This window comes from Nitratireductor rhodophyticola (assembly GCF_019891355.1).
In the GTDB taxonomy this organism is placed as follows: Bacteria; Pseudomonadota; Alphaproteobacteria; order Rhizobiales; family Rhizobiaceae; genus Nitratireductor; species Nitratireductor rhodophyticola.
In genome coordinates this window covers 115,534-139,648 of sequence record NZ_JAHSSF010000003.1, presented here as the reverse complement: position 1 = coordinate 139,648, position 24,115 = coordinate 115,534, and the positions used below count along the sequence as shown (strand labels likewise).

The following is a 24,115-nucleotide window of genomic DNA, read 5'->3' as shown; positions in this document are numbered from 1 at the left end:
ATTTTATCATGAAAAGGCGTCAATTTCTGAAAACCGCCGGCGTGGCCGGTGTGGCGACGGGGCTTGCGGCTCCGGCCATCGCACAGGACAAGATCACCTGGAAGATGGTCACGGCATGGCCGAAGAACCTGCCCGGACCGGGCGTGGCGGCGCAGATGCTCGCCGACCGGATTACGGCTTTGTCCGGCGGGCGGCTGGAAGTGAAGCTTTACGCCGCTGGCGAGCTTGTGCCGGGCAATGGCGTGTTCGATGCGGTGTCGGAGGGCACGGCCGAGCTTTATCACGCGGTTCCCTCCTACTGGGGTTCCAAGTCGCGCGGCATTCTCCTGTTCGGTTCGCAGCCTTTCGGTCTGCGCGCTGACGAGCAGCTTGGCTGGCTCGTGCATGGCGGCGGGCAGGCACTCTATGACGAGATGTATGGCCGTTTCGGACTGAAGCCGTTCCTTTGCGGCAATTCCGGTCCGCAGTGGCAGGGCTGGTTCCGCAACGAGATCAACTCGGTTGACGATCTGAAGGGCCTGCGCTTCCGTACCACGGGTCTTGCCTCCGAAATGTGCGCCAAGCTTGGCATGGCCGTTCAGGCCATGGGCGGCGGCGACATGTTCCAGGGTCTGCAGTCCGGCACGATCGACGCCGGCGAGTTCATCGGTCCGTGGACGGATTCGGCGCTGGGCTTCTATCAGGTTGCCAAGAACTACTATTGGCCGGGTGTCGGCGAGCCGTCTTCGGCAGAGGAATGTGCGGTGAACAAGGCGGCCTATGAGGCGCTGCCGGAAGACCTGCAGCAGGCCGTCGCCTATGCCTGTGAATCGCTCTACAATCCGGTCTGGACCGAATACACGACCAAGCACGCCGCAGCGCTGAAGCAGCTTGTGGCCGAGCAGGACGTGCAGGTGAAGAAGCTGCCGGATGACGTGATCGTCGCCATGGGCAATGCCGCAGGCGAAGTGATCGCGGAACTGCGCGAAGACGACGACGAGCTGGTCAAGCGCATCGTCGAGAGCTTCCTCGAATACCGCGCCGGCATCGCCGAATACATGGTCTATGCGGATAACGGGCAGATGAACGCCCGTGCGCTCGACTATAAATACGGCGGCTGACACAATCGCCAGGGCCGGGCGTCCGCGCCCGGCCTCTTTCATTCGGAGAATGCTCTTCATGCTGGAGCTGGCGGATAGACTTGACCGGATCAACCGGGCAGTGGGCGCGGCCGTGCGCTGGCTGGCGCTCGTTATGGTGCTGGTGCAATTCGGCACGGTGGTGCTGCGCTATGTCTATGGCGTCAGCTTCATCTTCATGAACGAGACCGTTCTCTACCTGCATGCCACACTGTTCATGCTGGCGGGCGGCTACACGCTTCTGGTGGACGGGCATGTGCGCGTGGACATTTTCTACGGGCTGTTCGGCCCGCGCGGCAGGGCGCGCATCGATATTTTCGGTGCGCTGTGCTTCCTTATGCCATCCATGTTCATGATCGCCTGGTTCTCCTGGCCTTCGGTGCGCAATTCCTGGGCGATTATGGAAGGGGCCATCTCGGTGGGCGGCATTCCCGCCTCCTTCCTGCTCAAGTCGCTGATCCCCGCCTTCTGTGCGCTGCTCATCATCCAGGGCCTTGCCTGCATCCTGCGCGATCTCGCGCGTCTTCGTGAAGAAAATCCCGCCGCATGACCTTACCGCTCGACATCCTCATGTTTGCGGCGCTGATCGTCGCCATTCTGATCGGCTATCCCGTTTCCTTCATGCTGGCGGGCACGGCGGCGCTGTTCGCCTTTCTTGGCTGGATGACAGGCCAGTTTGATGTCGGGCTTCTGGGCGCGCTTGGGCAGCGGGTATTCGGAACCCTCACCAATGAGGTTCTGATCGCCATTCCGCTGTTCGTCTTCATGGGTGTGGTGCTGGAAAAGAGCCGCATCGCGGAAGAGCTTCTGGAGACGATGGGCCGTCTCTTCGGCGGCATACGCGGCGGTCTCGGGGTTTCCGTCGTGCTGGTCGGCGCGCTTCTGGCGGCCTCGACCGGCATTGTGGGCGCAACCGTGGTGGCGATGGGCCTGATCGCGCTGCCGACCATGGTGCGCAATGGCTACGACCCGAAGCTTGCCTCCGGCGTCGTGTGTACATCCGGCACGCTGGGTCAGATCATTCCACCCTCGACCCTTCTCATCATCCTGTCGGACGTGATGTCGAGCGCCTATCAGCAGGCGCAGTATGAGCAGGGCAAATTCACCATCGAGACGATCTCGGTGGGGCAGGTTTTTGCCGCTGCCCTTTTGCCGGGGCTGACGCTTGTCGCCGTTTATATCGCCTATCTCATGACGCGCGCGGCGCTGAAACCGGAAACCGCGCCTGCCCTTGTGGAAGCCGGCGACCGGCCGAGCCGGCAGGAAGTGCAGCGCGCCGTCGTTCCGCCTGTTCTCTTAATTGTTGCCGTGCTGGGGTCTATTCTGGGGGGCATCGCCACACCGAGCGAGGCTGCCAGTGTGGGTCCAATCGGCGCGCTGCTTCTGGCTGGCGTCCGCGGCGAGGGCAATGGCCGCCTCATAGTGCTGGGTGCGGCCGCACTTGGTGCCGTTGCGGTGCTGGCCGGGCTCTTTCCGGTGCGCCTGCAGCGCAGCGATGCGGGCTTGTTCGAGTGGAGCATGGCCGCGCTGACCACCGGGCTTCTGGCGCTCGGCGTCACTGCCATTGTGATCTCCATCTACAGGGCACGCAGACGGGGTATTCTCACGCCAATCGTCACTTCCACCATGACGGTGACGGCAATGATCTTCGCCACCATCCTGACCGCCAGCGTCTTCTCGCTGGTGTTTCGCGGGCTTGGCGGTGACGCGCGGGTGGAGGAGATTCTTCACGCGATGCCGGGCGGCCCGCAGGGCGCGCTCATCTTCGTGATGGCGCTGATCTTCATCCTCGGCTTCTTCCTCGATTTCGTGGAGATCTCGGTGATCGTGCTGCCGCTGGTGGCGCCGATCCTGATCCTGATGGGGCACGATCCGCTGTGGCTCTCGATCCTGATCGCGATCAACCTGCAAACGTCCTTCCTGACCCCGCCATTCGGATTTTCGCTGTTCTATCTCCGGGCAGCGGCACCGAAGGAGATCACGACCGGGCAGATTTATCGCGGCGTCATTCCATTCATCATTCTGCAGATCGTCGGGATGGGCGTGATCTGGCTGCTTCCATCGATTTCGACATGGCTGCCGGGAACCATCTTTTAGGATCTGGTGGGGAAATGCTGGCTCAGGGGCCGCCCAAGTGTTGATCCAGAACGCCTTGTCTGGACCACCGCAGCTTGACAAGCGGTGGCTGGATCATTGATGAGCCGGTAAAACAATTCTAAGGGAGCGCCCGCTCATGCTTAAGACGCCCTATCTCCTGTTTCTTGGTGATGCCCCCGATGCCCTGACCGCGAAGGTTGCTCAGGGCATCAAGGACTGGCGGCCGGAGTTCTGTGTGGGCCAGCTGCGCCTCGATGGCTGCAAGGCTGATCTCGGCCTCAAGGACATGACTATCGCCGAGGCCAAGGAAGCCGGCGCACAAACACTCGTCGTGGGCGCTGCGAACCGTGGCGGCGTGATCGCGCAAAGCTGGGTGGCGACGCTTGTGGAAGCGGCCGAGGCCGGCATGGATATCGCCTCCGGTCTGCACAACCGCCTGACCGCTCAGCCTGCCCTGGTGGCCGCCGCCGAGAAAGCGGGCACGCAGCTTTTCGATGTCCGTGTACCCCAGGAAGACTACCCCATCGCCGATGGTAAGCGGCGGACCGGCAAACGCTGTCTGGCAGTCGGAACGGACTGCTCCGTCGGCAAGATGTACACCGCGCTTGCCATGGAACGGGAAATGCGCGAGCGCGGCATGAAGGCCACGTTCCGCGCGACCGGCCAGACGGGTATTCTCATCACCGGCTCGGGTGTTCCGCTCGATGCCGTTGTGGCCGATTTCATGGCTGGTTCCATTGAGCATATCACCCCGGACAACGATGCAGACCACTGGGATCTGATCGAGGGGCAGGGCAGCCTTTTTCATCCATCCTTCTCCGGTGTCACGATGGCGCTGATCCACGGCGGGCAGGCCGACGCGCTGGTGCTTTGCCATGAGCCGACCCGCACGCATATGCGGGGTCTGCCACACTATCAGCTGCCCACGCTGGAGGCGCTGCGCGACCTGGCGCTGGAGACGGCCCGTGTGGTCAATCCGGATGTCAAGGTGGTGGGTGTCTCCGTAAACACTGCGGCGCTGAACGATGCGGAGGCGAAAGCCTGCCTCGAAGAGATCGAAGCCCGTATGGGCCTGCCGACGGCCGACCCGTTCCGCCAGGGGGCTGGCCGTCTCGTCGACGCGCTGGGTTGATGCGAAAGCGGTATTTTCCGGTTCATGGAGAATGCCGCAAGGAGACCTCAACAACCTTGCCCTTCTCAAGCTGACATACCACTCTGCCCGGTGACAGTGGCACGGAGCAGATGGCGGCGAGGGCGAGGTTGAGATGACCGAGACAGCGACAAGGGACGAGGCACGCCTCTGGCAGACGTTTTCCGTTGTCGGACTGTGCCTGGGAACACTGTTCTTCGCCGCCTCGCTGACACCGTCGCTTTTGCCACGTGCGTTTTTCGTTCAGGGCGTGCTCTCGGGTGTCTCGCTTGCCGTTGGCTACGGGCTCGGCGTGCTGCTTGTGTGGCTGTGGCGTTACCTGGAATTGCCGGAGCCTCCGCACGGGCCGCGATATTACGGCAAGCTCGGCATGGCGGCTGCATGCGCGGCCGTGGCCGTCTTCTTCCTCTGGAAGGCAGCCGAATGGCAGAACTCCATTCGCGCGCTGATGGAGCTCGAACCGGTGGATACGGCCCATCCCAGCAGGGTTGGCGGTATTGCACTCGTTCTGTTTCTTCTGCTCGTCGCACTTGGGCGGGGCCTGAAACGCCTCTACGTGCTGGTTTCCGACCGGCTCAAGAGTTTCGTGCCGCGCCGGGTCGCTTACGTGCTCGGCGTTGTGCTGGTGGGGCTGATCGTGGCATCGCTGGTGGATCGTGTTCTGTTGCGCTATGCGCTGCGGCTTGCAGATTCAGCCTATGCGGAGCTGGACGCGCTGTTTGAAGACGGGATCGAACGGCCGAGCGGCGCCCTGAAAACAGGCAGCGCCGGGTCGCTCATTTCGTGGGAGACACTTGGGCGCACGGGGCGCAGTTTCGTCTCGGGAGGACCGGGAAGCGAGGAGATCGCGGCGTTTACCGGGCATGCGGCGAAGGAGCCAATGCGGGTCTATGTGGGACTGCGATCCGCCGACACCGCCGACGCGCGGGCCAGACTGGCGCTTGAGGAACTCAAGCGTATCGGCGCGTTCGACAGGAAGGTGATGGTCGTTGTGGCCCCCACCGGAACGGGGTGGGTGGATCCGGAGGCCAGCGTGACGCTGGAATATCTGCATGGCGGCGACACGGTGATGGTCGCGCAGCAATACTCCTATCTGACGAGCTGGCTGTCGTTGCTGATCGAGCCGAGCTATGGCGCGGAGGCCGCGCATGCGCTTTTCCGCGAGGTCTATGGCCACTGGACAACACTGCCCGTGGAGGCGCGGCCGGAGCTCTATCTCTATGGGCTCAGTCTCGGGACGCTCAGCTCAGAGCAGTCGACCGATCTTCTGAACATTCTGGGCGATCCGTTCCAGGGTGCGCTTTGGGCTGGCCCTCCCTTCAACAGCCGGCTCTGGAGCCGGTTTACAGCTGAGCGTAATCCCGGAACGCCAGCCTGGCTGCCGCGCTATGGCGACGGCTCGGTGGTGCGCTTTACCAGCCAGAAGAATGCACTCGACATTTCGGGTGCCCAGTGGGGACCGCTGCGGATTGTCTATCTGCAGTATGCCAGCGATCCGGTGGTGTTTTTCGATCCCCTTGCCTGGTACCGGCGACCTGCATGGCTGGTGGATGAACGCGGGCCGGATGTCTCGCCGGAACTGCGCTGGTATCCGATCGTGACCTTCCTGCAACTGGCGCTCGACATGGCGCTGGCGACGACCGCACCGCTCGGATACGGCCACCTCTATGCGCCGGAACATTACATCGATGCCTGGATGGCCGTTACCGAGCCGGACGGGTGGTCCGATGCGGAGGTCGAGCGGCTCAAGCAGGCGCTTGCGAAGTAGCTGGCAAACGACTTCAGCCGATTGCCATGGTGACGGCGCGCCTGGCCATGGCTACGATGAGGCTCGCACGGTAGTCGGCGCTTGCGTGGATATCCGTCATCAGACTGTCGGCGGGCACGGTGATGCCGTCGAGCGCCGCCGCACTGAAATCCGCGCTCAGCGCGCTTTCGAGTTCGGAGCACAGAAACACACCATCATCGCCAGCGCCGGTGACGGCGGCGCGAACGGTTTCGCCATCCTGCACGACGAAGACCCCGGCCATCGCGTAGCGCGAGGCGGGGTTGGGAAACTTGCCGTAACCGGCTTTCTCCGGCGCTTCAAAGCGAATGGCGGTGATAAGCTCATCCTCGTCCAGCGCCGTTTCGAACAGGCCGGTGAAGAAATCCCGGGCAGCGATCTCGCGCTTGCTGGTGAGGATGGTTGCAGCCAGAGCCAGCATTGCCGCAGGATAGTCGGCTGCCGGATCATTGTTTGCGAGCGAACCGCCAATCGTGCCCATATGGCGGACCTGCGGGTCGCCGATCGAGGCGGCGAGATGCGAGAGAGCGGGGCATACGCTTCCGATCTCGCTGCTTGCCGCGACCTTCGCGTGGGTGACGCCGGCACCGATGGTGACTGTTTTGCCGGCAACAGAGATTGTCCGCAATTCGGCGACATGGCGCAGATCCACAAGGTCGGACGGGGCGGCAAGCCGGGTCTTCATGGCGGGAATCAGGGTCTGCCCGCCGGCCAGGAACTTTCCGTCGTCGGCTGCTTCGAGCAGGTCGAGTGCTTCCTTCACGGAACCGGCGCGATGATAAGTGACGTCATACATGATCGATCTCTCCGGCTCAGGCGGCTCTGTTGGAGGCGGTGTTTATCGCCTCGGATGCGGCCATGATCGCCTTGACGATGTTGTGATAGCCGGTGCAGCGGCAGATATTGCCTTCGAGTTCGTCGCGCACGGTCTTTTCGTCAAGCCCTTCCGGGTGACGGCGAATCATGTCTGTCGCAGCCATGATCATGCCGGGTGTGCAGAAGCCGCACTGGAGGCCGTGGTGCTCCCTGAACGCGGCCTGGACGGGATGCAGTGCATCGCCATCGGACAGGCCCTCAATGGTGGTGATCGATGCGCCATCGGCCTGCACGGCGAGCATCGAACAGGATTTAACCGACTCACCGTCCACATGGATCGTGCAGGCACCGCATTGCGACGTCTCGCATCCCACATGGGTCCCGGTCAGCCCCAGACTGTCGCGCAGAAACTGCACGAGCAGGGTCCTGCCTTCGACGGTGCCCGAAACCGTCTTTCCGTTCACCGTCATCGTCACGTCTGTCATGGGATACCTGCCTACTGGAATTTTCGGTGGCTAGGGTCCTGACCCTAGATGCGCTGGTCGGCTGCCAACTTAGCGTATGCAGCCATTGTGTCCATGCCCTGTGACAATTCAAGCGCGATGAAGCCGGCAGCTTATTGCGCGCAGGGTCTGCGGGTGATTTGGCCACCCCTTCCCGACAAGAATGGCATAGGCTTCAGAGTAGGCCCTCCATGGCGAATTGGCCTGAATCTCAAAGCTTGTATTGAGCGCGCGGCAGTGAAAGATCATTTCTGACGCCGTGCTTGCCGGGACGCCTGTTGAAATGAACGCGGCGAGAATGATTGCTGATTTATACATGGCTTTTCCTCCTTCAATGATTTTGTACGATTGACCATTTACGTTCAATAATTTTCTATTTATACATGAAATGTTATGACGGTGTCGGATTCACTTTCTCAGCCGGACAAGACACGAATTTCGCGCGGAATGCTTGATTTCACAGGCAAATGAGGCTATCAGGCAGCCGCTCGCTGGGACCCTCGGGTCTGAGGACCGGTATTCCGGTGCGATTGGCAGTGTTGCTCGACAATTTGGTTGCGAAAGCCTGCCGGGGCGGGTATGTGCACGGTGAAGTGCTTCGCGGCCCTGTCGAAAACGGGTCCGGCGGAGCGCGAAAAAGGGCCGCTTTAGCTCAGTTGGTAGAGCATCGCATTCGTAATGCGGAGGTCGTCAGTTCGAGTCTGACAAGCGGCACCATTCATTTTTCCCGAACCGGCTTTTCCACGATACCTGAAGACCCGTTGTGCGCGTGTGCCCGCGGAGCAGGGTGACGAGGCTTCTTCAATTCTGTTTTTCGCCTTCCAGACGGCGGCTCCAGTCTTCGACCCTGCCGGAGGCGAGGCGTCTTTGTGCGTAGCGCCGCCATCCATCCGGCAGTTTGGAAAGTGCGGCCATTTCTTCAAGCTCCCCACGGTCCAGGGTTTTGACATAGAGGATCTGCCACAGGCGTTTCAGCGGCCATTCCGGCAAAGGCCGTTCGATGCGCTCAAGCTGGTCCTCGGATGACACCATACCTTCCTGGAGGACACGGTAATACCAGCCCGTGCGGCCGGTTTTCTGGACCTGATAGGCCATCGTGCCGACGGCGAAGCGGCTGTTGAGCTTCCAGCAGGGCTGGCGGCCCTGCGATACCTCGACGACGGCTTCGCCCAGCCGGAAGATGTCGCCAAGCGCGACGGTTTCCTCGTTCAGCCCGAAGGTGGACAGGTTTTCACCGAAGGCTCCCGGACATGCCAGCAAAGGATGGTCGCCGATTTCACGCTTCCAGTCGGCATAGTGGTCGCGAGGATAGTGGTGGACGGCCTTCTCCGGGCCGCCGTGCACCCTGGTGTCGGCCTGATGGTCGCCCGCGAAGCCGTTTGCGCCCAGCCATAGCGGACCTTTTACGGCGCTTTTTTTTATGCCGCTGGGGACGTTTCGCTCTCCCAGGGGCGCGATGTTGCCGGTCAGAATTGCCTCAAGAGGAAACTTCTCGATCTTGGTCACGGATGCCCCCTGTGAGACCTTTGGCGCGGATGTCCGCATCTCATACGGTGTTGCAAAGCGGGGTTGAAGGTCCAGTTTGCGGAACCGGGTGGTCCGCCGTTGTGGACAAGTTCATCGGCCTCCCGAATCCTGCTGGAAACTGCGTGGACCGGTTGGGCGTTGCCGGCCGAGCAGGGTTTTTGCTACTCTTCATCCCCGTTTTTCGACGGGTGGAATGAAGGGCGGGAATTGTGGTTGTAAAGGCATCGCGCGCAGAAGATCGAAAAGCGGCTTCCGTTTCCCCGGCGCTGTCGAGGGGACTGCATCTTCTTTCCGTATTTGCCGACGCTCCTGTCTGGCTGAGCAATTCAGACATTGCCGGCCGCACCGATCTGCCCGCGGCGACCGTTGCACGGCTGACGAAATCGCTGACCCAGATGGGGTTTCTGCACTATAGCGGCAGTCGCCGGCGCTTCCGACTGGCGCCCGGGGTGGTGCGGCTCGGTTATGATGCCAAAAGCGAGACGCAGGTGATTGAGGTCATACGTCCTCACCTCCAGAAAATCGCTGACCGTTTTGGGGTGCACGCGGCGCTGGCCGTTCTGGATGGCGTCGAGGCCCTGCATCTGGAAGTCTGCCATAGCAGTGCCACGCTCGTGACCCTTCGGCTTGAGGCAGGTTCGAGAGTTCCTCTGGCCGGCACTCCGATCGGCCATGCCCTGCTGGCTGCTCTGGAACCCGCACGGCGCGAAAGCTGCCTGGGGGACCTGGAGTGCCACCATGCGGCGGAGTGGAATGTGCTTTCGCCGCAGATCGAGCGCGGGTTGGTCGAAATTGCAGGCAGTGGATTTACGCTGTCCCTCGGCGGCTGGCATCCTGATGTTCATGGGGTGGCGGTGCCGTTCAAGCCATCCGATCAAGCCGCTGCAATGTCACTTGGCTGCGGTGTCCCAAAAGGGCAGCTGCCCCTGCCGCGTCTGAAGGAACTCGGGGGTGAACTCGTGAAGCTTTCCGCGCTTGTTTCCTCAAGCCGCGAAAATTCGGTGCCGGTGCAGTGACGCCGCGGAGGCGCTGATGCCGCCCGACCTCGTGGTCGGTCAGGAGTCTTCTAAATATCGCACACCCAATGCCGCGCATTTGCGCTGTATGAGTTCCACGGCTGCAAGCAGATCCTTCATTGGACCTGCCGGATCATGCGCAGCCTGGGCGGTGGTCGGAAGAACAAGCTCCAGTGCCAGAACGGCATTGTTGAGGTGCAAAGGTGCGGCCAGCAGGAGCAGATTCTTGTCTGGAAGCAGCAACCGGAAGCAGCCCGACGCCCGAAAGAAGCAGAAGCTTTCGTGAAGCGCCTCGGTCTCAACGGGACACTGGGATAGCTCGGATACTGATCTGTTCATGCTGGTCTGGCTGGTGAACAGAAGGGCGTGACCCGCCGCGGTCTGCGCGAGCGGATAGGCCGAGCCAACGTGACAGCAGGGGGAGCTTTCGCGATTCAACCCGTTGCAGACGACGAGAAAGAGAGCTTCGCCGGCATCGTCCACAGCAAGCGTCGACGTGGCATTGTGCCGGTCGGCCAGCGCCTGAAGAACAGAACGTGCGATTCCTGCGATAGGGGTTTCACTCAAGAATTTTTTCGAGAGCGCGCCGGCCGTACGGCCCGGCTGGTAGCGCTCCGCAAATCTGGATGGCTCGACGAAACCATGAAGCTCCAGGGTTTTCAAAAGCCTGGTGGTGGTGTCGTGTCTCAACGAAAACCGTAAAGCCAATTCATCGGAGGTCATCGGCCCTTCGTCTGACAGAAGCTGGACCAACCCGAGGCCGTTTCTTAGAGCGACTGTGCTGCTGATTCCTTCGTCTGTCTGCTTTTTCACCGTGTGTTTTGCCTTGATGGACAGGCCCCCAACTGATTTTTTAGGCTTATCGCGCCCGGCATATCAATATGCAGGCGCCGGTTCGTGCCGTGAAACGGGCCTTGATCGCAATATTGTGATCGAATGATCGGCCCGGATCTCATCTGAATGCTTCTTGAACCCCGGCGTCAAAGGGGGCTATGGCAGCCATTGACTGAGAAAACGAGGGAGGAAAGCCGGTGGCTGGGGACGTCTGGACACGTCTGGAAGGGGAACGCTGTGTGCTCGGTGAGGGGCCGACTTACGACAGGCATAGCGACACCGCCTGGTGGTTCGACATTCTGGAAAAGGCTCTCTTCGAGCATCGCTTCGCGGACGGCGTGACGCGCCGGCACACGCTGCCGGAACTATCCTCCGCGCTTGCCCGTGTCGATGACGACCGGCAATTGCTCGTGACGGAGAGCGGCCTTTATCTGCGCAATGTCGCAGATGGGAGCCTGAGCCTTCACCGCCCGCTGGAAGCGGACAATCCGCAGACCCGCTCCAACGATTCCCGTGTGCATCCCAGCGGGGCTTTCTGGATCGGCACGATGGGCAAGAACGCTGAAAAGGGCGCGGGGTCGATCTATTGGTATCGCAAGGGCGAGGTGAGACGGCTCTATTCCGGTATCACCGTCACCAATGCGATCTGTTTTTCTCCCGATGGCAGCGTGGGATATTTCACGGACACGCCGACACTTCAGATCATGCAGGTTTCGCTTGACCCACAGACGGGACTGCCGGTTGGCGAGCCGTCACCATTTGCCGCGCCATCGCGCGACGGAGAACCCGATGGCGCGGTGGTCGATGCCGAGGGCAATCTCTGGGTGGCGCGATGGGGCGGCCATGGCGTGGAGGTCTATTCGCCGGGGGGCGTGCTGCTTCGCAAGATTGACCTGCCGGCGGCACTCATCACCTGTCCGGCCTTTGTCGGGCCGCGGGCGGACAGGCTCCTGGTGACATCGGCGTCTATTGGCGTGGACCCGGACAGTTCGGATGCTGCCTCTGCCGGCGGCGTGTTCGTCAGCGATCTTGGGGCGCCGGCGGGCAAGCTCGAGCCCGACGTTTTGATCGGCTGACGCTGCTGCCGGAGTTCAGTAGCCGCTGAGGTGCGGCAGCCAGGTGGACAGCGCCGGGATGAAGGTCAGGGCGAGCAGGACAAGGAGATGGACGACCAGAAAGGGCGGCATCTCCCGGATCATCTCGCTGACGCGTATCTTGACCGCTGAAGACACGACAAAAAGCAATGCACCCACCGGTGGGGTGAGAAGGCCGAGCGTGAGGTTGACGATCACGACGATGGCGAAATGGATCGGGTCGATGCCCAGTGAGTAGGCGATGGGGCCAAGGATCGGCACAAGGATCATGACACCGGGCAGTGGATCCATGAACAGGCCGAAAGCAAGCAGCAGCACATTGACCGCCAGCAGAAACAGAACCGGGCTCAGTTCCCAGGCGACGATGGTTGAAGCAATGGCCTGGGGGATGCCCTCGATAATGATGATCCAGGCGAATGCGCGCGCGGCAGCGAGGATCAGCAGAATGGCGACGGTGACCAGCGCTGAACGAAAGAGAATGTCCGGCAGGTCGCGGAGCCGCAACGAGCGGTAGATGAACATGCCGCACAGGAGCGCATAGAAAACCGCCACCACCGAGGCTTCGGTCGGTGTGAACAGCCCGCTGCGGATGCCCCCGATGATGAGCACAATGAGGAAGATAGCGGGCAGCGCCTGAAAGCTGGTGCGCATCATCTCGCGCAGGGACGGGCGCGGCGAACTGCTTCTGAAGCCACGCCTGCGGCAGACATACCAATTGGTCGCGGCCATGGAGAGCGAGATCAGAATGCCGGGAATGATGCCGGCCATGAACAGGGCGATCACGGAGACATTTTCATCCTGCATTGCGTAAAGGATCATGATGATCGATGGCGGGATGATGGGCCCGACGACCGACGCGGAGGCGGTCAGCGCGCTGGCATAGGATTTGTCGTATCCATCCTTCTCCATCATGCGGATCATCATGGCGCCGGGTCCGGCGGCGTCGGCGAGGGCAGAGCCCGAGATGCCGGCGAACATGGTGGAGGAGACCACATTGGCGTAGCCCAGCCCACCGCGGAAATGACCCACGAACTGTGAGGCGAAGCGCAGGAGAATCTGCGTCATGGCACCGCTCGACATCAGCTCGGCTGCCAGGATGAAGAACGGCACCGCCATGAGCGGGAAACTGTCGAGCCCGGAGAACATCTCCTTGACGATGACGATCTGCGGATAGGTGCTGCCCAGGCTGATTGCCGCCCAGACGGCGAGCGCCAGCGAGAAGGCCACCGGCATGCCGATGATCAGAAGGGCGAAGAAGGAAGCAAAGAGGATCAGCGCCACGGCCGTCTATTCCCGGTTGGCTGCAATGTGGGTGTCGCCGCTCTCGGAAAGTGCGGCGGATGGCGTGTCGGTTTCCACTTCGGCAAACCGGTTTTCCATCACGAAGGAGCGGGCGACAAGAAGCAGATGCACGATGAGGAGGCCAAAGCCGATCGGCATGGCGGCATAGATGTAGCTGAAGGAAACGCGCGTTGCCGGCGTCAGCTGGAAGCGGGCGCGATCCATATAATTCAGGCCCATCCAGATCATGATCGAGAAGAAGGCCAGAAGCAGACACAGGATCAGGACGCGTATGGCGCGCTGGCCATTTGGGCCGAGCATTTCCTGGAAATTGCCAACGGCGACATGGCCGCCGGTGCGCAGGGCGAGGCCGGCACCGATGAAGGTCATCCAGATCATCAGGTAGCGGGCGACTTCCTCTGACCAGGTGATGGAGAAATTCGTGAGATAGCGCAGCGATACATTGGCGAAAACAATCACCGCCATGGCGCCAAGCAGCAGCACCAGAGCCCATTTGTTGAGGGCTACGAAATATCGCTCAAATGTTTTCACTGATCCTCCCCGACCTGGATGCCGGGGCATCGCAGCCTGTTGATCGCATCCTGTTTAGACCAACATGATGAAGCGTGGGAACCGGCCATTGCTCAAAAAAAGCAGAATACAAAACTCCGGACAGCCGCCGCACGGACTGCTGTCCGGAGTTTCAGACACATAGACCTTATTCGGTCGCGATGATCTGATCGATCAGCGCCTTGTCGTACTGCTCATAGTATTTTTCATAAGCGGGCTGGACGGCCTGCTGGAAGGCGGCTTTCTGCTCGGCGGTCAGCTCGCCGATTTCCATGCCCTCTTCCTTGAGCTGCTTGACGCCGGAGGTTTCGACATTGTCGACATAGGCGCGCATGGCCTTGACGGCTTCTGTCGCCCCTTCCTCGAAGGCTTTCCTGTCTTCATCCGACATGCCGTCCCAGAGCTGGCGGGAGACGAGAAGCATGGCCGGCGAATAGACGTGGCCGGAGAGCGTCAGGTACTTCTGGACCTCGGAGAGCTTGGCCGAGGTGATAACGGAAAGCGGGTTTTCCTGACCGTCGATCGTTCCCTGCTGGAGCGACGAGATGACTTCTGGCCATGCCATCGGCGTGGGAGCGGCACCCAGCGTTTCGAACGCCGTGATGTGGATCGGGTTTTCCATCGTGCGCAGCTTGAGGCCGGCAACGTCATCGGGCTTGCCGATGGTGTTGCGGTTGTTGGTGATATGGCGGAAGCCCTGTTCGCCCCAGGCGAGTGCGACGAGGCCGACATCATCAAACTTTGCGAGGATGTTCTGGCCAATCTCGCCATCAAGCACATTGCGCGCGTGGGCGAGGTCACGGAACAGGAACGGGATGTCGAAAACACCGGTTTCGGGCACGAAGTTGCTGAGCGTGCCGGAGGAAACGATGGTGGCCTCGATCGTACCGATCTGCAGCCCTTCGATCACTTCGCGCTCGCCGCCAAGGCCGGAGGAGGGGAAGTGACGGAAGGTATAGCGCCCGTCAGTGTTCGCCTCGACCACTTCCTGCCATTTCTCGGCTGCCACGCCATAATGCGAGGTCGGCGCGAGGGCATAGCCGATCTTGATTTCCTGCTGGGCCTGCGCGGCCGATACGCCGGCAAAAATGCCAAGCGCGGTTACAAGTGCCGCTAACGGCCCCGTGTTTCTTGCGGAAAATTTCATGTCTCTCTCCCGTCGTGGAATTTCGTTGCGATTCAGGTCTCCCATTCACTGAAAGCGTCTGGCGCATCCGGCCTATTCAGTCAATGCGCCAGTGCTTGCAGGACCAGCAAGTTTTGCGAATTTGGCCAACACGCCGTTGCGGTAGCGCGGTTCGGGCTGGCGCCATTTGGCACGCCGGCGTGCGAGCTCTTCTTTGTCGACATTCAGTTGAAGCAGGCGGCGGCTGGCGTCGATGGTGATCGTGTCGCCTTCTTCGACAAGGGCAATGGTGCCGCCGTCGCAGGCTTCGGGAGTAACATGGCCGACGAGAAGGCCCCAGGAGCCGCCGGAAAAGCGACCGTCTGTGATAAGCCCCACCTTCTCGCCGAGCCCGCGCCCGATCAGGGCGGAACTGGGGGCAAGCATCTCCGGCATGCCGGGGCCGCCTTTCGGTCCGAGATAGCGCAAAACCATGACGTCGCCGGGGTGGATCCGGTCGGTCAGGATCGCATCCAAGGCCGACTGCTCGTCTTCGAAGACGCGGGCGGGGCCGGTGATGCTGGCAGATTTGAGGCCGGTGATCTTGGCGACAGCACCGTCTTCAGCGAGGTTGCCTTTCAGAATCGCGAGGTGACCCTCAGCGTAAAGCGGTGCCTCGATGGGGCGAATGACATCCTGATCCGGTGGCGGAATTGCCGGTATGCCCTTCAGTTCTTCCTCGAGGCTCCGACCGGTTATCGTCAGGCAATCGCCATTGAGAAGTCCGGCCTCGAGCAGGATTTTCAAAACCTGCGGTACGCCGCCAGCGCGATGAAGATCGACAGCCATGTAGCGGCCGGACGGTTTGAGATCGCAGAGAACCGGCACTTTGCGCCGGATGCGCTCGAAATCGTCGAGCGTCCATTCGACCTCCGCGGCGCGGCAGATGGCGAGATAGTGCAGGACCGCGTTTGTGGAGCCGCCCGTCGCCATCACGAGGGCGATGGCGTTTTCCACGCTCCTGCGGGTGATGATGTCGCGGGGCCTGCGGCCTGCGCGCACGGCATCGAGCAGGACATGGGCCGAGCGCGCAGCAGACTGGCGCTTTTCCTCATGGACGTTTGCCATGGTGGAGGAGCCGAGCAGGGACATCCCGAGCGCCTCGAAAGACGAGCTCATCGTGTTGGCCGTGTACATGCCGCCACAGGCGCCGGTGCCGGGCACGGCGTTGCGTTCGATGGCGTCGAACTCCTCGCGGCTGATTTTGCCGGCCCTCAGCGCGCCGACGGCTTCGAACGCGGAAACGAGATTGAGGTCCCGACCATTCAGGCGACCGGGCAGGATGGTGCCGCCATAGACATAGATTGCCGGGACATTGGCGCGGGCAATGCCGATCATGCCGCCAGGCTTGTTTTTGTCGCAGCCGCCGATGACGAGAACACCATCCATCCACTGGCCCTGAACGGTGGTTTCCACGCAGTCGGCGATGACTTCGCGTGAGACCAGCGAGTATTTCATGCCTTCGGTGCCCATGGACATGCCATCGGAGATGGTGGGAACGCCGAAGGTCTGCGGGTTGCCGCCGGCCTCGCGCACGGCTTCCACGGCGGCGTCTGCCAGGGGCTGGAGGCCCGCATTGCACGGTGTGATGGTGGAGTGTCCGTTGGCGATGCCGATCATCGGACGGGAAAAATCTTCCTCCCGATAACCGAGCGCATAGTACATGGCGCGGTTGGGCGAGCGCTCGATGCCCTGGGTGATGGTTTTTGACCGGTTGTTCGCTGGCATGCTTTCTCCTCAGTGGCCGACACCGCTGAGAAGTCAGGCTAGGGAGTGTTTACTGATATGAGAAATATATTTATAATATCAAATTGATTTAGTTTACATATGAGATGGCATGGATATTCGCCAGATTCGGCATTTCGTCGCTGTTGCCGAGGAACTGCATTTCGGTCGCGCGGCCGAGCGGCTGGGCATGACACAGCCGCCGCTCAGCCAGAGCATACAGGCGCTGGAGGCGGATCTGGGCCTGACACTTTTCGAGCGGACACGGCGCAGCGTGACGCTGACGCCGGTCGGGCATGAGTGGCTGCCCCATGCACGTCGGGTTCTGGACGAGGCGACCGAACTGCCGCGGGTGGCGCGGCGGCTTTCGCGCGGCGAGATCGGCCGCGTGCGCCTCTCCTTCATCAGCTTCGTGAGCTACAGTTTTTTGCCGAAGCTCGTACGCCGCTTCAAGGAACGGTTTCCCGAGGTCGAGCTGGTGTTGAACGAAGCGACGAGCGATGTGCAGATCGCCGAACTGCTCGATGGTGCCCTCGACTCCGGCATCATCATCGCTCCGCCGCGCGGCGCGTTGCACTCGCCTCTGCGGTATCGGCCGGTGGAAACGGACAGGCTGGTGGTGGCGGTGCCGGAGGAATGGGTGATTTCTGGACGTGTGGTGCCGCGCGGCGGAAAGCTCGACTTCAACGCGCTGCGCGATCTGCCGGTCATCCTGTTTCCACGCCATAGCGCGCCGGTGCTGCACGATCTCGTCACGCGCTACTATGCCGAGCGTGACGCAGCGCCCGTTCCCGGACAGCAGGCCGTGCAGATGCAGACGATCATCAATCTCGTTTCCAGCGGGCTTGGCATCGCGTTCGTGCCGAGCACGATGCGACGGCTGATCCGACCGGGGGTCGCCTATTTCCGGCTTGCGGAACAGCAACCCGAAATCGAGATCGGGTTTGCGTGGCGCGGCGCCGGTGCGAGCGCTGCATTGCAGCACCTGGCCGGCATCATTGACGAGATGTTTCCGGTGCAATGACTTGCAAAAGGCGGATTGTTCCTCAAAATCGCGCGGATGAACCAAAACGCCAGCGACAGAAACGCCCAAGGCGACCGACCCCTGTGGCTTGTCGGTGTGTGGCTGGTGCTGGCTTTTCTGACGGTCGCGGCCGTTGTGGCAAACGAGCGCTGGCAGCTGCTTTCGGAGCTCGCGGCTGAAAGCCGGGTGCTGCACAGCGTTGCTTCGCAGCGTGCGGACCAGCATGACGCGCACCTGACCGCGCTTTCGGCGGTAGCGGTTGCCGGCGGGGAAAGCCGCTTCGATCTCTTTCTGGAAGTGGCGGGGACGATCCATCGATTTTATCCGCGTATCGTGGCGATTGACCTTGTTCCCCTCAATGCGGGCGAGACGGGCGTGACCACACGTGACAGTGTCGATCCGGCAGTCGATAACATGATCCGTGCGGCGGCGCTGGCGTCCGATGGCGCGCTCGTTCTGCGACCGACACCTGGCGCACCGGGCCGCTATCTGCTCGTCAAGCGGAGTCCGAATACGGCGGCGGCACGTTTTGGTCTGTCGCTGGACATCGATGCACAGGGACTGCTGGAATCCGACCGGGATTTCTGGCTGAAACCGTCGGTCAGCTTTTCCCTGTCGCTGCCGGACGGTACGCTTCTGGCGGGGGAGGAGATCGAAAGCGATCCGGCGTTTGCGCAGCGACTGGGGAGCGCTTCTCAGCCGCTTGTTCTCGAGGTCGCGATTCCGCAGACCCTGGCGGTGTTGATGCCCCCTGCGAAACTGGCGCCGGCGCTCATCATGATGTCGGCAGTGTTTCTGGCCGGCGTGGTCCTCTGGCAGCAATGGGCGCGGCGGCGTCAGGCAGAACAGGCAGCGCAGCTGAGCGCCCAGGAAACGCGGCTGGCGCATGCCTCCCGTGTCAACGCGCTGGGTGAAATGGCAAGCGGGATCACCCATGAAGTCACACAGCCGCTGACCGCCATCTTAAGTCAGGCGCAGGCCGGTAAACGACTTCTGGGCAACGGTGACACGGGCGCTGTCGCTTCGGTGCTCGACGAACTGATCGCACAGGCGCGACGGGGCGCGGACATTCTCGCCCATCTGCGTCAATGGATCAGGCCCGTGCGCGGCAACCCGTCTGCGGTGACGGATCTGAATGCGGCGATCAGCGGTGTGGAAGCACTCCTGCTGCCAGAAGCGCGCAGGCGTGCGGTGGTTCTGAAACTGATGCTCGGGAACGGGCCTCTCCCGGTGCGCGCCGACCAGACGGAACTGGAACAGGTGATCTTCAATCTCGTTCGCAATGCGTTCGAAGCTCTGGACAACGCGCCGGGGACCCGGGGCGAGGTGGTCGTTGAAAGCAGCAGGGAGGCGGGTCTGGCAGTCCTCGACCTGCGCGATAACGGCCCAGGCGTCGATCCTGAAATCCGTGCGCAGATATTCGAGCCCTTCGTTACCGGCAAGGATCACGGCACGGGCCTGGGTCTCGCACTCTCGCAGCGGCTGGTGGAGCGGATGGACGGCGATATCGAACTCAGGTCTTCGCGGAAGGGCGCCTGGTTTCGGGTTTGCCTGCCCCTTGTGGAGGGGCGTGCGAAGGTGGAGATTGCCGCATGAGCAGGCCTGTCTATCTGGTGGATGACGATGAGGCGGTGCGCCGGGCGCTGGTCCTGCTTCTGAATACGGTCGGTGTGGGGGTGAAAGCGTTTTCCGGCCCTGAGTCCTTCCTCGCTGCGCTAGAAAGGCTGCCACCGGGCTGTCTTGTTCTCGATATCCGCATGCCTGTAATTTCGGGTCTAAAACTGCAGGAGCATCTGCTTGCGCTCGGTATCGAATGGCCGGTCGTTGTGATCAGCGGGCATGGTGACATCGAAGCCTGCCGCCGGGCTTTCCGCAGCGGGGCGGTGGATTTTCTGAGCAAGCCGGTGGATGAGCAGGATCTGATCGATGCGATCCAGAAAGCCCAGGACATGCTGGCCAGCGCGGAGCGGGCGGCGGCTGAACGTGCCGAAACGGCGGTTCTGCTCGCAAGCCTGACAGCGAGAGAGGGCGAAATTCTGGAACTTATTGCCCGCGGCTTCACCACCAAGGAGATTGCAGGCTCGCTGGAACTTTCGCCGCGCACGGTGGAAAGCCACCGCGCGTCCCTGGGGGCGAAACTTGGAACGACATCGGCAGCCGAGATGACGCGGTTCTGGCTGCAGGCAGGACAGGCTCCGTAGAACTACGGATATCGGCGGCAAACCTACCGATGCGGTGCCACCGGGCGAATTGCTAGAGAACGGAACATCAAAAACCATGGAGTTTCCGATGATCCGATCGACTGTTCTTTCCGCTACGCTTCTGGCCGCAACCGCGGCATCGGCCCAGGATCTGCCGACCGCGCCCTACCTGCCGCTCGACATGGCGCAGAAGGCCGCCCAGGCTGCGCTCGACGCCTGTGCCGCTGAAGGCTACGCGGTGAGCGTTGCCGTGGTGGAACGAAGCGGTGCGACCAAGGTTCTTTTGAAAGCCGACAATTCCGGCCCGCACACGACCGGCAGCGGCATCGGCAAGGCCTTCACCTCCGCAAGCCTTGGCCGCGACACGGCAGGTCTGGCGAATTTCATCGGCGAGAACCCGCAGAATGACGGCCTGCGCGACATGGATTCCCGTCTGGTGATCCAGGCCGGTGGTCTGCCGGTGCGCATCGGTGGCGCTCTGGTTGCGGGCATCGGTGTCGGCGGCGCGCCTTCGGGCGACATTGACGCCACCTGCGCCCGCGCCGGTCTCGACGCCATCGGCGCCGAATAATAACCCATACGGGTTGAACAGAAGAGGCGCGGCCTTTCGGTCGCGCCTCTCTTCGTTTCTGCGGTCTGATTTATTGATGGAGCATCGGACCGAAAACCGGATTCCACTTTTCGGTCCGATGCTCTGGCCTATTTGGGCAGTCGCACGGTGAGCGCCGGATTGTGCGGGAAGAAGTTGTAGGGTTTTAGCGTGATGCCCTTCCACATGGTCGACATGACCGGCCAGTCCTCCATCTGCGGCACATGATGGAAGCCCATCGTGTACCAGGTCACGATGTCGGTGTTGTCGATGCTGCGGTCCTGCTTCACCCACTCGGCCAGCGTGTCCGACCCGTCGCTCTGGAAAGCGTATTCGCCGCCGGCATAGCGTTCGCTGGCCACATAGGGCGTGTTCCAGAACGTGTAGTCGATATAGGCGTTGCGCTTTGCGGGCGGGTCGTTCTCTGTGTCCAGCGGGCTGTAGGCGACGCTGTTCTGCGGCAGGATCATGTAACCCGGCGCATGCCCGACGCCGATTTTCCGGCCCATGTTCATGATGTGATACATGGCCGGCGTTGCCGGGTTTACGCGATAGCGCGCTTCCATTTCGGTCTTCGGCATTTTTGCCTCGGTCACCCACATGGAGCGGCGCGGCACGCCATCGGGCATGTCGCCCTTCACGAGGCCGGTGCGCATGAAGACATTGTCCTGGCCGTCGATGTCGAAATCGAGCCGGAAGTTGAAGAAGTGGTCGTGATTCGGCGCGACCAGATTGGGCACGATCAGTGTGCCGTAGCGGGTTTCCTGTTCGGCGGTTGCATCCTCCATGGAGGTGGAAGCAACACCCTTCACCGCATCGAGGCCGGTTGCGCCGACCATCACGCGAATGCGCCCGTTCTGCTCGAACACATAGTCGATGAGATAGTCGTAATTGCCCACCTGCGAGGCGGAGCGCACGACCAGCTCGCTTGCGGGGCGGCCTTCCGCCGGCACGGACTGTTCCTCGCTCTGGGCGAATATCTCGTAATGCCGCCAGACGGGATCGCCGATATTGCGCTCGAAGATGCATAACGCATCCGGGATTTCGATCGGGTTGCCCAGATCGTCATGCACGGTGGCGGGCAGGAAGCGCGCATAGGAAGGGCAGTCCACGCCCGCGCGCAGCGGGCTCAGGAAGATGCCGAAGCCATATTCGCCGCTGTCCATATAGGTGCGCCAGTACCAGCCTTCGTCCGGGTCCATATAGGGCACGAAGACTTCCGACAGATGGGCCTGGTAGAGCACCGAGCGCCAGTCGTCGCGGTCATTGACCTCGATGTTGGAGAGAACCACGCCGGGGCGCTTGTCGACGCGCCAGCGAAAGCGCCAGATGTCCCAGTTCACCATGCTTCCGTCGATGGTGAAATTGGGATCGCCTTCCTGACGCAGCGTGGCGGGATTGCTTTCGGGCCGCAGTGCGCCCGTGCGCGCCTCGACCTCTTCTTCCATGTAGCCCCAGGCATCCTGCGGCACCGGGACGACGCCATTGTCGATCACTTCGACCACGGATTTTCCGGCGAGATCGACCACGGCGTAAAGCCCCTCAATGGGCTTGGCGTAGAAGTTGGAGCCGGTCGGATTGACGTAGCAGGGCACCTTCATCAGACGCTGGCCGGCTTCCGCCTCCATGTCGAACGAGCCGGCTGTCAGCGGCAGGCAGAACACGTCTCCGGGCTCCAGGTCGCGCTTTGCGAGGGCAGCGACAAAGTTTTCGTCGGAAAGCGCCAGATCCATGGCCCCGATGAATTCTTCCAGAAGCACCATGTGCTGGCCGCCAATGGCGCCGAAATCGCTGATTTCACCGGAAACGAGATCGACCTCGGCCTTGTAGGTCTCGTCGCCCGAGATGACATGGACGGTGGCGGCGCGGGGGCCTTCATCGCCTTCTTTCCAGGCAAGCACTTCGGCCTTTTCCGGCTCTTTCAGCTCGATCAGCGGAAAGCGGGCCTCGTCGGAAATCCGGTCATCGGATTTCATGATGGTGACGACCTCTGCGATCTCCTCCTTCGACAGGCCGTCCAGTGGGTGAGCCAGAGCGCCGCCGCATAAGACGGTCAGCGCCATGGCCGCGCAGGTGGTGGATAAGTGTCTCTTCATCGTGTCTCCTCCTCTTGAACCGTGCCGTTACATGATCAGGGTCTGGCCGACGGTGTTCTCCATCAGCCCCGCCTCGGCGAACTGCACGCCGACGCCGGATTGCTTGATGCCGCCAAAGGGGGCGTTGGGCTGGATCATGCCGTGCTTGTTGATCCATGCGGTGCCGCATTCGAGTTGCAGCGCCAGCGCCTTCGCGCGTTCGGTGTCCTGCGACCAGACCGAGCCGCCAAGCCCGTTCGGATTGTCGTTGGCGCGTGCGATCACGGCCTCCACATCCGTGTAGCGGATGACCGGCAGAACCGGGCCGAACTGCTCTTCATCGACAAGGCGCATGCCGTGTTGGGCATCGGCGACGATGGTGGCGGGGTAGAAATAGCCGGGTCCGCCGGAGGGTGCGCCGCCGGTGAGAATGCGTGCGCCTGAAGCTTTTGCCTCCTCGACCAGCTCTTTCACGCGCTCGAACTGCATGGCGTTCTGCACCGGGCCGAGGGCGACGCCGTCCTGCCGTCCGTCGCCCATGGGAATGGCGGCGGCGAGTGCCGAGAGTGCATCGCAGACGGCGTCATAGATGCTGTCATGCACATAGAGCCGTTTGATGCAGGCGCAGGTCTGGCCGTTGTTGAGGAACGCGCCCCAGAAAAGCCCTTCGGCGACGGCCTGCGGGTCGACGTCGGGCAGCACGATGGCTGCATCATTGCCGCCGAGTTCCAGCGTCAGGCGCTTCACCGTTTCGGCGGCCGAGGCCATGATCTTGCGGCCAGTGCCGGTGGAGCCGGTGAACACCATCTTGTCGATGCCGGGATGGGCGGACATGGCCGCGCCGATTTCATCTGCGCCACACACGATGTTGACCACGCCGGCCGGCAGCACCTCGTTGATGATCTCGACGAAACGGATCGTGGCGAGCGGTGTGTTGGGCGAGGGCTTGATGACCACGCAATTGCCGGCGCGCACGGCGGGAATGATGTGCCAGGCGGCGATCAGCACCGGGAAGTTCCATGGTGTGATGGAGCCAACCACGCCGATGGGCTTGCGGTGAACCTCCACGCGGCCCTCATTGTTGTCTTGCAGGACGGAGACCGGCAGTTCGAGGCTTGCGGTGTGCCGTGTCCAAGCGGCGGCGGCTCCGATTTCCCACTGTGAGCCGAAACCGCCAATGGGCTTGCCCTGCTCGGCGGTCAGCAGCGGGGCAAGCCCGGGAATGCTCTGCTCGACGAGGTCTGCAATCTTCAGGCAGGCGGCCTTTCGGTCGGCATCGCTGGTGGCGGCCCAGCCGGGGAATGCATTGCGTGCGGCTTCTACGGCATCATCAAGGTCACCCGGCGTGCCGAGCGGCATATGGCCTACCAGTGCGCCATTGGCTGGATCGAGCACGGGAAACGTCTCTGCGCCCGGCGTCGCACGCCCGTTGATGATGTTGTAGAACGGATCGCTGGTTGCTTCCTTTGCCGTATCGGCCATTGTCTTCCTCCTCCCGATAGCGCCGCATTTCAGGCGGCATCAATCGGTCATAGTGGAGGCGC

At 61.9% G+C, this 24,115-nt stretch carries 21 protein-coding genes and 1 tRNA gene; 12 read left to right on the top strand and 10 right to left on the bottom strand.

Going from position 1 to position 24,115, the window contains the following annotated elements; all coding sequences use genetic code 11:
• The first annotated feature begins 8 nt into the window (after window positions 1-8).
• The 5 genes from KUG85_RS11705 to KUG85_RS11685 all read left to right on the top strand — a co-directional run bounded on the left by KUG85_RS11705 (window position 9) and on the right by KUG85_RS11685 (window position 6,133).
• Complete coding sequence (locus tag KUG85_RS11705; RefSeq protein ID WP_223005366.1) at window positions 9-1,100, top strand: TRAP transporter substrate-binding protein; 1,092 nt, start codon at window positions 9-11, stop codon at window positions 1,098-1,100.
• Window positions 1,101-1,158: 58 nt separating this feature from the next.
• A complete protein-coding gene (locus KUG85_RS11700) occupies window positions 1,159-1,668 on the top strand; it encodes a TRAP transporter small permease subunit (RefSeq protein WP_223005365.1) in 510 nt (169 codons plus the stop codon).
• Complete coding sequence (locus KUG85_RS11695; protein WP_223005364.1) at window positions 1,665-3,215, top strand: TRAP transporter large permease; 1,551 nt, start codon at window positions 1,665-1,667, stop codon at window positions 3,213-3,215. The genes KUG85_RS11700 and KUG85_RS11695 overlap by 4 nt, the downstream gene beginning before the upstream one ends.
• Window positions 3,216-3,351: 136 nt before the next feature.
• Entirely contained in the window at window positions 3,352-4,347 is a 996-nt protein-coding gene (dgcN, locus tag KUG85_RS11690; RefSeq protein ID WP_223005363.1) for an N-acetyltransferase DgcN, read from the top strand.
• Between the two features lie 133 nt (window positions 4,348-4,480).
• Window positions 4,481-6,133 carry an alpha/beta hydrolase gene (locus KUG85_RS11685; RefSeq protein WP_223005362.1) on the top strand — a complete coding sequence of 551 codons (1,653 nt, stop codon included), beginning with the start codon at window positions 4,481-4,483 and terminating at the stop codon, window positions 6,131-6,133.
• A gap of 13 nt (window positions 6,134-6,146) precedes the next feature.
• Here KUG85_RS11685 and KUG85_RS11680 read toward each other — a convergent pair whose 3' ends face one another.
• Window positions 6,147-6,947 carry an FAD binding domain-containing protein gene (locus KUG85_RS11680; protein ID WP_065818160.1) on the bottom strand — a complete coding sequence of 267 codons (801 nt, stop codon included), beginning with the start codon at window positions 6,945-6,947 and terminating at the stop codon, window positions 6,147-6,149.
• Between the two features lie 16 nt (window positions 6,948-6,963).
• Window positions 6,964-7,452 (bottom strand): (2Fe-2S)-binding protein, encoded by a 489-nt coding sequence (locus tag KUG85_RS11675; RefSeq protein ID WP_223005361.1) that lies wholly within the window; start codon window positions 7,450-7,452, stop codon window positions 6,964-6,966.
• A gap of 659 nt (window positions 7,453-8,111) precedes the next feature.
• On the opposite strand from KUG85_RS11675, the gene KUG85_RS11670 reads away from it, so the two are divergent.
• A tRNA-Thr gene (locus tag KUG85_RS11670) sits at window positions 8,112-8,187 on the top strand.
• Window positions 8,188-8,271: 84 nt separating this feature from the next.
• On the opposite strand, the gene KUG85_RS11665 is transcribed toward KUG85_RS11670, so the two are convergent.
• Window positions 8,272-8,976: an MOSC domain-containing protein gene (locus KUG85_RS11665; RefSeq protein WP_374730038.1), complete on the bottom strand. Its 705-nt coding sequence runs from the start codon at window positions 8,974-8,976 to the stop codon at window positions 8,272-8,274.
• A 230-nt stretch (window positions 8,977-9,206) separates the two neighbouring features.
• Here KUG85_RS11665 and KUG85_RS11660 point away from each other — a divergent pair, with 230 nt between their 5' ends.
• Entirely contained in the window at window positions 9,207-10,013 is an 807-nt protein-coding gene (locus KUG85_RS11660) for an IclR family transcriptional regulator (protein WP_223005360.1), read from the top strand.
• Window positions 10,014-10,052: 39 nt separating this feature from the next.
• On the opposite strand, the gene KUG85_RS11655 is transcribed toward KUG85_RS11660, so the two are convergent.
• Window positions 10,053-10,826 carry a MarR family transcriptional regulator gene (locus KUG85_RS11655; RefSeq protein WP_407673663.1) on the bottom strand — a complete coding sequence of 258 codons (774 nt, stop codon included), beginning with the start codon at window positions 10,824-10,826 and terminating at the stop codon, window positions 10,053-10,055.
• Between the two features lie 218 nt (window positions 10,827-11,044).
• On the opposite strand from KUG85_RS11655, the gene KUG85_RS11650 reads away from it, so the two are divergent.
• Complete coding sequence (locus tag KUG85_RS11650) at window positions 11,045-11,923, top strand: SMP-30/gluconolactonase/LRE family protein (protein WP_223005358.1); 879 nt, start codon at window positions 11,045-11,047, stop codon at window positions 11,921-11,923.
• Between the two features lie 15 nt (window positions 11,924-11,938).
• Here the strand turns inward: KUG85_RS11650 and KUG85_RS11645 are convergent, their stop codons facing one another.
• The 4 genes from KUG85_RS11645 to ilvD all read right to left on the bottom strand — a co-directional run bounded on the left by KUG85_RS11645 (window position 11,939) and on the right by ilvD (window position 16,685).
• Window positions 11,939-13,222 (bottom strand): TRAP transporter large permease, encoded by a 1,284-nt coding sequence (locus tag KUG85_RS11645; RefSeq protein WP_223005357.1) that lies wholly within the window; start codon window positions 13,220-13,222, stop codon window positions 11,939-11,941.
• Window positions 13,223-13,228: 6 nt separating this feature from the next.
• Complete coding sequence (locus tag KUG85_RS11640) at window positions 13,229-13,774, bottom strand: TRAP transporter small permease (RefSeq protein ID WP_223005356.1); 546 nt, start codon at window positions 13,772-13,774, stop codon at window positions 13,229-13,231.
• Between the two features lie 166 nt (window positions 13,775-13,940).
• Complete coding sequence (locus tag KUG85_RS11635; RefSeq protein WP_223005355.1) at window positions 13,941-14,939, bottom strand: TRAP transporter substrate-binding protein; 999 nt, start codon at window positions 14,937-14,939, stop codon at window positions 13,941-13,943.
• Window positions 14,940-15,011: 72 nt separating this feature from the next.
• Window positions 15,012-16,685, bottom strand: coding sequence for a dihydroxy-acid dehydratase (ilvD, locus tag KUG85_RS11630; RefSeq protein ID WP_223005354.1), 1,674 nt, complete (start codon window positions 16,683-16,685; stop codon window positions 15,012-15,014).
• Between the two features lie 109 nt (window positions 16,686-16,794).
• On the opposite strand from ilvD, the gene KUG85_RS11625 reads away from it, so the two are divergent.
• From KUG85_RS11625 to KUG85_RS11610, 4 genes are all read left to right on the top strand, one after another.
• Window positions 16,795-17,706, top strand: coding sequence for a LysR family transcriptional regulator (locus tag KUG85_RS11625; protein ID WP_223005353.1), 912 nt, complete (start codon window positions 16,795-16,797; stop codon window positions 17,704-17,706).
• Window positions 17,707-17,742: 36 nt separating this feature from the next.
• Window positions 17,743-19,302 carry a sensor histidine kinase gene (locus tag KUG85_RS11620; protein ID WP_223005352.1) on the top strand — a complete coding sequence of 520 codons (1,560 nt, stop codon included), beginning with the start codon at window positions 17,743-17,745 and terminating at the stop codon, window positions 19,300-19,302.
• Window positions 19,299-19,907, top strand: a complete 609-nt coding sequence (locus tag KUG85_RS11615) for a response regulator transcription factor (RefSeq protein WP_223005351.1) — start codon at window positions 19,299-19,301, stop codon at window positions 19,905-19,907. Before KUG85_RS11620 ends, KUG85_RS11615 begins: the two co-directional genes overlap by 4 nt.
• Before the next feature lie 88 nt (window positions 19,908-19,995).
• Window positions 19,996-20,478 (top strand): GlcG/HbpS family heme-binding protein, encoded by a 483-nt coding sequence (locus KUG85_RS11610; RefSeq protein ID WP_223005350.1) that lies wholly within the window; start codon window positions 19,996-19,998, stop codon window positions 20,476-20,478.
• 128 nt (window positions 20,479-20,606) lie between these two features.
• On the opposite strand, the gene KUG85_RS11605 is transcribed toward KUG85_RS11610, so the two are convergent.
• The gene (locus KUG85_RS11605; protein WP_223005349.1) at window positions 20,607-22,592 is read right to left on the bottom strand and encodes a copper amine oxidase; all 1,986 of its coding nucleotides are present in this window, start codon (window positions 22,590-22,592) and stop codon (window positions 20,607-20,609) included.
• Window positions 22,593-22,619: 27 nt separating this feature from the next.
• On the bottom strand, window positions 22,620-24,053 hold the full coding sequence (locus tag KUG85_RS11600; RefSeq protein ID WP_255606384.1) for an aldehyde dehydrogenase family protein: 1,434 nt from the start codon (window positions 24,051-24,053) through the stop codon (window positions 22,620-22,622).
• Window positions 24,054-24,115: the final 62 nt, after the last annotated feature.

What these genes read in the sequence shown, in the direction of transcription:
- KUG85_RS11705 (WP_223005366.1), top strand. Translation starts at nt 9, where the DNA reads ATGAAAAGGCGTCAATTTCTGAAAACCGCCGGCGTGGCCGGTGTGGCG.
- KUG85_RS11700 (WP_223005365.1), top strand. Translation starts at nt 1,159, where the DNA reads ATGCTGGAGCTGGCGGATAGACTTGACCGGATCAACCGGGCAGTGGGC.
- KUG85_RS11695 (WP_223005364.1), top strand. Translation starts at nt 1,665, where the DNA reads ATGACCTTACCGCTCGACATCCTCATGTTTGCGGCGCTGATCGTCGCC.
- dgcN (WP_223005363.1), top strand. Translation starts at nt 3,352, where the DNA reads ATGCTTAAGACGCCCTATCTCCTGTTTCTTGGTGATGCCCCCGATGCC.
- KUG85_RS11685 (WP_223005362.1), top strand. Translation starts at nt 4,481, where the DNA reads ATGACCGAGACAGCGACAAGGGACGAGGCACGCCTCTGGCAGACGTTT.
- KUG85_RS11680 (WP_065818160.1), bottom strand. Translation starts at nt 6,947, where the DNA reads ATGTATGACGTCACTTATCATCGCGCCGGTTCCGTGAAGGAAGCACTC.
- KUG85_RS11675 (WP_223005361.1), bottom strand. Translation starts at nt 7,452, where the DNA reads ATGACAGACGTGACGATGACGGTGAACGGAAAGACGGTTTCGGGCACC.
- KUG85_RS11635 (WP_223005355.1), bottom strand. Translation starts at nt 14,939, where the DNA reads ATGAAATTTTCCGCAAGAAACACGGGGCCGTTAGCGGCACTTGTAACC.
- ilvD (WP_223005354.1), bottom strand. Translation starts at nt 16,685, where the DNA reads ATGCCAGCGAACAACCGGTCAAAAACCATCACCCAGGGCATCGAGCGC.
- KUG85_RS11625 (WP_223005353.1), top strand. Translation starts at nt 16,795, where the DNA reads ATGGATATTCGCCAGATTCGGCATTTCGTCGCTGTTGCCGAGGAACTG.
- KUG85_RS11620 (WP_223005352.1), top strand. Translation starts at nt 17,743, where the DNA reads ATGAACCAAAACGCCAGCGACAGAAACGCCCAAGGCGACCGACCCCTG.
- KUG85_RS11615 (WP_223005351.1), top strand. Translation starts at nt 19,299, where the DNA reads ATGAGCAGGCCTGTCTATCTGGTGGATGACGATGAGGCGGTGCGCCGG.
- KUG85_RS11610 (WP_223005350.1), top strand. Translation starts at nt 19,996, where the DNA reads ATGATCCGATCGACTGTTCTTTCCGCTACGCTTCTGGCCGCAACCGCG.
- KUG85_RS11605 (WP_223005349.1), bottom strand. Translation starts at nt 22,592, where the DNA reads ATGAAGAGACACTTATCCACCACCTGCGCGGCCATGGCGCTGACCGTC.
- KUG85_RS11600 (WP_255606384.1), bottom strand. Translation starts at nt 24,053, where the DNA reads ATGGCCGATACGGCAAAGGAAGCAACCAGCGATCCGTTCTACAACATC.